The following is an 8,098-nucleotide window of genomic DNA, read 5'->3' as shown; positions in this document are numbered from 1 at the left end:
ATCTCGCCGACTTGCTGACCCGCCTCGTCAACGGCTGGCCCAACAGCCGCATCGACGAACTCATGCCGTGGTGCTGGGCCACCACCGAAAAAGGCTGAGCGTCAACCGCAGTCGAGATGGGCCTGAATTCCCCGCTTACGCCGCAGCCCTAGTCGGGGCTTGCTTGGCGGCACGTGACCGGAGCGAGCGTTTTGCGGCCGTCGCACACGCCCTAGCGTTACTTGGCCTCGCCGGCGAAGCCGCGGCGGACCTCGGGGCGCGCGGCCCAGCGTCACTACAAATCGGCCTCATCGATGCATTGCACGGCCTCGACGAGGCGACGGTGCTGGCGGGGGTGCACGTGGCGCTGAACCGTCGGCACGGCTTCGACCCGACGCTGTGCCTCGTCACCGATCCTCATCTCGTCGGGCAGCGGTCGGTTGAGAACGTCGCACTTGCGGCGGTGCGCGGCGGGGCGACGATGGTACAGCTGCGCGACAAGGCCGCCTCGACCCGCGCATTGCTTGAAGTCGCTGTGCGCTTGAAGGCGGCGCTCGCGCCGCTGGGTGTGCCGCTGCTGGTCAACGATAGGGTGGACGTGGCGCTTGCCGCCAGGGCCGACGGTGTGCATCTGGGCCAGTCTGACATGCCCGCGTCGGAGGCGAGGCGGCTGCTCGGCCCGGATGCTGTTATCGGCGTTTCCGTGGTGACGGAAGCAGACGCGGCCAGCATCGATCGGGGCGCGGTGGATTACGTTGGACTCGGCCCAGTCTTCCAGACCGACACGAAGGTAGACGCTCCGGTGCCTGTTTCACCCGAAACACGCGCGGTGCTCGTCCGCGCGCTCGCACCATTGCCCGTTATGGCGATCGGCGGGGTAACCGCCGAGAACCTCGCCCCGGCGATACGCGATGGCGCAGCCGGCGTCGCGGTCATCTCCGCGATCTGCTCAACGCCCGACCCCGAGGTGGCGGCGCACTGCCTTCGGGAAGCGGTCGAAGCGGCGCGCGCAGAGCGGCGTCGGAGCAATGGGGGAGCGCCGGCAGTGTGAACCTTCCGCGCGGGGCCGATCCGCACGCCTATCGCTGCGTTCCACGAGGCGCTGTCGTAGAATTCAGTGTGAAGACACGGTTCGGTCTTTGCTGCCCTGATTAGGCACGCGCGACGGTGTCGGGCATACCAAGGGCGTTGAAGGTGTTTAGAATGGCGCGGCGAATCTGCCCCCTTGGCAACTTGGTGGGATCGCGAGCCGCAAAGCGCTCGCCCAGGTGCTTGATGCGTGACATCGCCGTCTCGGCGAGGCTGTGCGATGGTTGGTCATCTCGACAGCCCCGACCTCGTGGCTGTTGATATCGATCAAAATGTGCAACAAAAATGTCCGGCAACCCCCGCCGCTTCCCCACGACGCCCACATCGGGCGGGAGTTGGTTTCAGGTTTCGCCACACCCACTTCCGCCGGCTATGATGGCACTGCAGTCAAGGATAGCCGCCGTTCCGAAGCCCGCCCCCCCCGAAGCACCGCCTGTGGAGCCGGAACTCACGCGCCGACTGCGGCAGCAGCGATTGATCGCTGAGTTTGGAGTCTTCGCGCTGCGCGAACCCGCGCTGCAACCCGCGCTCGACCGGGCGGCGCATTGCGTGGTCGAGGGATTGGGCTGCCCGTTCGCCAAGGTGCTGGAACATCTGCCGGCAGAAAACCGGTTGCTGGTCCGTGCCGGAGTGGGTTGGCGCCCGGGCGTGGTCGGGACCGCAACCGTGGGCGGCGACTTGGAGAGCCCGGCGGGCTACGCCTTGCACACCGGGCAGCCCGTGCTCTCTAACCACCTCGACGGCGAGTCTCGCTTCCGCACGCCGGCGCTCATGGCCGAACACGGCGTCAGGCGCGCGATCAACGTTGTCGTCCGCGGCGACGGCGCCTCCTTCGGCGTGCTGGAGGCGGACAGCACCGACCGGGGCGAGTTTTGCGCGGACGATATCCACTTCCTCCAGGCGCTCGCCAATACCCTCGCCGTCGCCATAGAGCGCGAGGCGGCCCGCCGCGAAGCCGGCCGGCAACAGGAACTTCTATTGCGCGAGATCCATCACCGGGTGAAGAATTCGCTTCAGCTCGTGCAGAGCACGCTCTCGCTGCAGGCTCGCTTCGAGGCGGAACCGGCACGCACGCACCTCGAAGAGGCGGCGGCGCGAGTCAAGACGATCGCGGCCGTGCATGATCGGTTGTACCGGGGCAGCTCCCTCGGCGAGATCGAGATGTCGGTCTACCTGGAGGGCCTCATCGCCGACCTCCGCGCCTCTCTCGCCGACACGGCGCAGGGGTGCGGTATAGATCTGGTCGGAGCAGACCGCGACACTTGGCCAGCCGATGATGCTCCCGCCTTCGGCCTCGTAGTCACTGAACTTATCACTAACGCCCTGAAATACGGCAAGGGCACGGTGCGCGTGCGGTTCCGTCGCCTGGAACGAGCGGCCGAGCTGTCGGTGGAAGACAACGGGCCCGGTTTCCCGCCCGACTTCGACCCGCGGTGCTCCCGCGGCCTCGGTATGCGCGTTGTCGCTGCCCTAGCCAAGCCGCCGCGCGCGGCGGTCGAGATCGACCGCGCCGCTCCGGGCGGCCGGGTCGTGGTCCGCTTCAACCGCGAGAGCTGAAGGCCGGCTTCTCGCCCCGAGCGTTTCCACGGGCTCGCCACCCTCCCAAAACCTCTCGCCGGCCCCGGCTGATGGCCAGATCGCACTGGACGGGCATTCTGCCGGCCTCTGGCGCTTTTCCGCCACCGTGCTCTTGAATCGAGAGCACGGTGGCGGCGTGGAAGCGTTGCCGTAGTGCCGTCGGCGTGGCCCCGGTGGCCGGTGCCTGGAGCCAATGGAGTTGGTGCGCAGGACGGTGATCCACATTGCTGGCCATGGAGGGCACACGTGTCCGGACGTAACCGTCGTCGCGGCCCCACGGGGAGCGTCTGCTGACCTGCTTCGCGGCGGGTTTTTGCGGCGCCTGCTGGCGCGGTAGCCTGGTCGCTCCGACGTGGCGGGGTGGGCATGGCGGTCGAGGACGATCTGCTGGCGCGGCTGCGCAAGATCGAGGTGCTGATGGCCGGTGCGGGGACGGTCGGCGAGCGTGAGGCGGCGGGCGCGGCGCTGGAGCGGGTCAAGGCGCGGCTGGCGGAGCAGGCGCGGCGGGATCCGCCGGTCGAGCTGCAGTTCTCCATGCCGGACGCCTGGTCGCGGCAGCTCTTCGTGGCGCTGTGCCGGCGCTACGGCCTCAAGCCCTTCCGCTACCCGCGGCAGAAGCGCACGACGGTGATGCTGCGGGTGCCGCGTGGGTTCAACGACACGGTGCTCTGGCCCGAGTTCGTGGAACTGGATCGGGCGCTCGCCGCCCACTTGGGGTCAGGACACGAAAGTGCGCTGAGTGTCCGCTATCCGGAACGAACCATGAACTCGCTCGGAAGGCTTGAATAGCCCTCGCGGTGGGATCCGACTGTGCAATCAGGAAGTTACCGATTCCCAATCCGGCGAACTGCACCGCCCAACTCGCGCTGCCCATCATGCCCCGGCCATTGAACCAGAGAGGGACCCGCCGCAGGCATGACCCGACTCGACCAGTTAAGCTGCAGCAAGGTGCCCGAGGTCGCCCTGACCTTCTGGGTGATCAAGATCCTGGCGACGACGCTCGGCGAGACCGGGGGCGACGCCTTCACGATGACGCTCCTTCACGCCGATCAGGATGCCCATAACGGCGGCTACCTCATCGGGACCGCACTGTTCTTCGCCATCCTGGTGTCGCTCGTCATTTGGCAGATCGCGGCCAAACGGTTTCACCCCTCCCTCTACTGGGCGACGATCGTTGCTTCGACTACGGCCGGCACGACGATGGCCGATTTTGCCGACCGCTCGCTCGGCATCGGCTATGTCGGCGGATCATCGCTGCTGCTGCTTTGCGTGCTGCTCTCGCTCGCCGCCTGGTACTGGTGGGAGGGGACGGTCTCGGTGGAAACCGTCAACACGCCGCGGGTGGAGGCTTTCTACTGGATGACGATCACCTTCTCACAAACCCTTGGTACTGCGCTCGGCGACTGGATGGCAGATTCGACCGGGCTCGGCTACGAGGGCGGCGCCCTCGTTTTCCTTGCCCTGCTGGCCCTGGTCGCGGCGGCCTACTACCGGACCAACCTGTCGCACACGCTGCTGTTCTGGGCTGCCTTCATCCTAACGCGGCCGCTCGGAGCCACCCTCGGCGACCTGCTCGACAAGCCCATTACGCACGGCGGCTTGGCACTGAGCCGCATCAGCGCATCGCTGGTCATTGCCGGCATTATGGTCGTCCTGATCCTGGTCCTGCCGCAGCGCGCCGGCCGCCATCCCGGCGAATACGCGGCACCGAGTTGAGGCGGCCGCGGGAGTAGAGGCTTTCCATGCAGGCAGGCGTCACCGGCACGCTGGCGCAGGCTATCGTCGGCGTCCTCTCGGCCGCCGGTTACGTCGGGCTGGCCGGGCTGATGGCGGCGGAATCCGCATGCCTGCCACTGCCCTCCGAGGTGATCCTGCCCTTCGCCGGTTACCTGGTCTCGCAAGGACAGATGAATCTCTGGCTGGTAGCGACGGTCGGGGCGCTCGGCTGCAATCTTGGCTCGGCTGTAGCCTATGCTGTGGGCCGTTACGGTGGCCGGCACGCGGTGGAGCGCTGGGGCAAGTACGTGTTGCTGACCCACAAGGATCTCGAGCGTGCCGACGGCTTCTTCCAGCGCTTCGGCAGCGCCGCCGTGCTGATCGCGCGCATGCTGCCCGTGATCCGCACCTTCATCGCGCTGCCGGCTGGCATCGCCGGCATGCCGCAGCTGCGCTTCCACATCTACACCTTCATTGGCTCCTGGCCCTGGTGCCTCCTGCTCGCCTATGTCGGCTTGGTGCTGGGCGACCAGTGGGGCTCGTCCCCCGGGCTGAACCAGGCCTTCCACTATTTCGATTACGCCATCTCCGCCTTCGCCGTGCTGGCCGTGGTCCGCTTCGTTCGGAAGCGCTGGCATCGCTGCAACCATGGCTCGTGACCATGCCCACCCGCGTCCCCGAATCGCCGACGTACTCCTGAAACTGCTCTTGTGGCAGCGCGCCGCCGGTGTACAGATCCCCACAGATGCCGACAGGCGCCGGTAACCGGCCCGCTCCCATCCTGGCACCCATTCCGCCCCATGACGGGGCGGAATGGGCGGGTATCGAGATGATGGCGAAGACGAAGTCCTGGATGGTGCACGCGGCACTTGCGAGCGCGATGGTGGTCGGCGGCGCCGCAGCGCTGGCCGCTCCGCCGAACGCGACCGAGCGCCAGGAGATCACCGCGCTGCAAAGTGCGTCCATTTCGCCCACTGCGGCCGTCGAGGCGGCCGAGAGCCACACGAACGGCAGGGCGCTGGTGTTCGGCTTTGAGGTGAACCGGAACACCAATGCCTACGAGGTGACGGTGCAGACCCCGACCGGGCTGCGGCTGGTGCAGGTCAATCCCTCGACCGGCGCCGTTGCCGGCAGCAAGGTGGTGAACGCCAGCGCTCTCGCCGAGGATGGGCTGCCCGCTTCGGCGCTCCGGCACGCCTCCGCCGCACCAGGCTCCCTGGCCGCCGCCGTCGCCGCGGCCGAGCAGGCGGCGGGTGGCCGGGCGCTGGAGGCGAACTACAGCCTCCGCAACGGCCAGTGGGTCGTGGCCGTGGACGTGCCCATGGACGGCAAGATCCACAGTTTCCGTGTCAATCCCGCCGACGGTACTGTCCGCCAGGCCGCACGGACGGAGCAGGAAAAGCCCGAGGGGCACGAACCAGGCGAATCCCGGTGACGCCCCATCCAGCACCTGGCCGGGATGCCGCAGAGGACCGGGTGGCCCGGCAGCGGCCTCGCGGTGCCGCGGCAAGGGTCAGGCCCTATATCGGTACGGCAGGGTGAATGCGAGGAAGGCGGTGCGCATCCTGGTCATTGAGGACGATCCCGAGACGCTCGACTTTGTGTCTGACGGCTTGGCCGAACTGGGTCATGCGGTGGACCGCAGCGGCAACGGCCGAGAGGGCCTGTTCCGGGCTGCAGACGGCGACGCTTACGACCTGCTGATCGTGGACCGCCTGCTGCCCGGGGTGGACGGTCTCGCCCTGGTGACGGCGCTGCGCGCGGCGAAGGTCGCCACGCCCGTGCTGTTCCTGACCACCATGGGCGGGGTCACCGATCGGGTCGCCGGGCTGAAGGCCGGAGGCGACGACTACCTGGTCAAGCCCTTCGCCTTCGCGGAACTGGCCGCCCGGGTCGAGGCGCTCGGGCGCAGGCCGCGCGGCGGGGTGACGGAGGAGCGGGTGCTGCGGGTCGCCGATCTCGAGCTCGACCGCCTGTCCCGTGTGGTTCGCCGCGCCGGGCGTGACATCGAGCTGCAGGCGCGGGAGTTTCAGTTATTGGAGTACCTGATGCTCCACGCCGGGCAGGTGGTGACGCGGACCATGCTGCTCGAGGGCGTCTGGGACCTGCACTTCGACCCCGGCACCAACGTCGTTGAGAGCCATGTCAGTCGCCTTCGCGGCAAGGTGGATAAGGGCTTCAGCTCCGAACTGATCCACACCGTGCGCGGCGCCGGGTACATGATCCGTGCGTCTGCCTAGGCTGTTCCGGACCACAGCCTTTCGCCTGACCGGGCTTTTCGCGGTGCTACTCCTGCTGTGCATTGCGGTGCTGTTTGCAACGATTCACTGGTATGCGGTGGGAACGCTGCAGGCCGAGCTGCGCGGCACGGTGGCCGCACGGCTCGAGGCGATCCTGGCGGATGAGGACGCGGCGAACAGCGCCGGCCTGGCCAGGAGCGTGACCGAGACGATCGCCGAGAACCCCGGCGCCTACGGCCTGTTGCTCGACGCCGCCGGGCGGCGGCTCGCCGGCAATCTGCCGCCGGCGCGGCTGGAGGGAACGGGCTGGGTCACGCTGCGGCTGCCCGGGCCGGAGGATGATCGCGGCGATTCCCACCCGATCCTGACCCAGGCCATCCGGTTGCCCGACGGCGGCACTCTGCTGATCGGCCAGGACGCCTTCACGGCGGAGGAACTGGACGAGCTCATCCTCCGTGCCTTCGCCCTTGGCGGGGCGCTGACGCTCGCCCTCGCGCTGGCGGGCGGCTTCCTGGTGAGCCGGAGCGTCCTGCGGCGGATCGCTGGGATTGGGCAGGCCGGGCAAGCCATCATGCGCGGCGACCTGGCGCGCCGCCTGCCGACCCGCGGCACCGACGACGAGCTCGACCAGTTGGTCGAGGGCTTCAACGCGCTGCTGGACCGCATCGGCGCCCTGATGGAGGCCATGCGGCAGGTCACCAACGACATCGCGCACGACCTCCGCACGCCGCTGTCGCGGCTGCGCAACCGGCTCGGCGAGGTGCGGCGGCGGCCCCGCGGTGCCGCGGAATACGAGGCGGCCATCGACCGGTCGATCACCGACAGTGACGCCATCCTGGACACCTTCGCGGCGCTGTTGCGCATCGCCCAGATCGAGTCCATCGCGGACGAGGCGAGACTCGCACCGGTGCACGCGCCGACACTCGTTGCCACCGTGGTGGAGCTCTACCAGCCGCTCGCCGAGGATCGGGGCCAGGCATTGAGCGGCGAAGCGGAGGACTTCCGATTCCGCGGGGACCGCGAGTTGCTGATCCAGATGCTGGGAAACCTGGTCGACAATGCCTGTCGCCACACCGGGCCCGGGACCCGGATCCGGGTCGGGGGGCAGGTGCGCGGCGAGCTCGTCCTGCTCTGGGTGCAGGACGACGGTCCCGGTATCCCGGCCGCCGAGCGCGACCGGGTGTTCCGGCGATTCTACCGGCTGGAGGCCAGCCGCACGACGCCGGGCAGCGGGCTCGGCCTGAGTCTCGTCGAGGCCATCGCCGGGCGGCACGGAGGCAGCGTAAGCCTCCAGGATGCCGCGCCCGGGTTGCGGGTCGAAGTGCTGCTGCCGGTTGGGTGAGCGCGGGAGGCTTTCAGCCAAAGGCGGGGTGGGCGCCCCGCACACTCGCATGCCGGCCGCTCGGAACTTCGGAGGGCGCTTCCGATTGGGAATTCCCAAGGTTCAGTCCACGTCGAGCCAACCCCGGCCCGGGTAGTCCACCTCCCTCTCGAGC

General features: G+C 68.5%; 9 protein-coding genes. All 9 read left to right on the top strand.

What is annotated here, in order from left to right; translation table 11 throughout:
- Positions 1-98, top strand: a 98-nt coding sequence (locus tag HJG45_RS29580; RefSeq protein WP_171617028.1) for a transposase domain-containing protein, incomplete at its 5' end; no start/stop codon positions are given.
- 65 nt (positions 99-163) lie between these two features.
- Complete coding sequence (gene thiE, locus HJG45_RS27270) at positions 164-1,030, top strand: thiamine phosphate synthase (protein ID WP_254452834.1); 867 nt, start codon at positions 164-166, stop codon at positions 1,028-1,030.
- Between the two features lie 473 nt (positions 1,031-1,503).
- The gene (locus HJG45_RS27265; protein WP_171617026.1) at positions 1,504-2,625 is read left to right on the top strand and encodes a histidine kinase dimerization/phosphoacceptor domain -containing protein; all 1,122 of its coding nucleotides are present in this window, start codon (positions 1,504-1,506) and stop codon (positions 2,623-2,625) included.
- Between the two features lie 387 nt (positions 2,626-3,012).
- Positions 3,013-3,435 (top strand): hypothetical protein, encoded by a 423-nt coding sequence (locus HJG45_RS27260; protein WP_171617024.1) that lies wholly within the window; start codon positions 3,013-3,015, stop codon positions 3,433-3,435.
- A 126-nt stretch (positions 3,436-3,561) separates the two neighbouring features.
- Positions 3,562-4,362 carry a hypothetical protein gene (locus HJG45_RS27255; protein ID WP_171617022.1) on the top strand — a complete coding sequence of 267 codons (801 nt, stop codon included), beginning with the start codon at positions 3,562-3,564 and terminating at the stop codon, positions 4,360-4,362.
- Between the two features lie 26 nt (positions 4,363-4,388).
- Positions 4,389-5,021: a DedA family protein gene (locus HJG45_RS27250; RefSeq protein ID WP_111472661.1), complete on the top strand. Its 633-nt coding sequence runs from the start codon at positions 4,389-4,391 to the stop codon at positions 5,019-5,021.
- 170 nt (positions 5,022-5,191) lie between these two features.
- Positions 5,192-5,797: a PepSY domain-containing protein gene (locus HJG45_RS29065; RefSeq protein ID WP_165839080.1), complete on the top strand. Its 606-nt coding sequence runs from the start codon at positions 5,192-5,194 to the stop codon at positions 5,795-5,797.
- A gap of 121 nt (positions 5,798-5,918) precedes the next feature.
- Positions 5,919-6,602 (top strand): response regulator transcription factor, encoded by a 684-nt coding sequence (locus HJG45_RS29060; protein WP_111472663.1) that lies wholly within the window; start codon positions 5,919-5,921, stop codon positions 6,600-6,602.
- Positions 6,603-6,645: 43 nt separating this feature from the next.
- Positions 6,646-7,944: a HAMP domain-containing sensor histidine kinase gene (locus tag HJG45_RS27235; RefSeq protein WP_165839081.1), complete on the top strand. Its 1,299-nt coding sequence runs from the start codon at positions 6,646-6,648 to the stop codon at positions 7,942-7,944.
- Positions 7,945-8,098 lie beyond the last annotated feature (154 nt).

Source organism: Roseicella sp. DB1501, assembly GCF_013112485.1.
In the GTDB taxonomy this organism is placed as follows: domain Bacteria; phylum Pseudomonadota; class Alphaproteobacteria; order Acetobacterales; family Acetobacteraceae; genus Paracraurococcus.
Note: the sequence above shows the minus strand (reverse complement) of the source record. Positions and strands in the feature narration are given on the sequence as shown.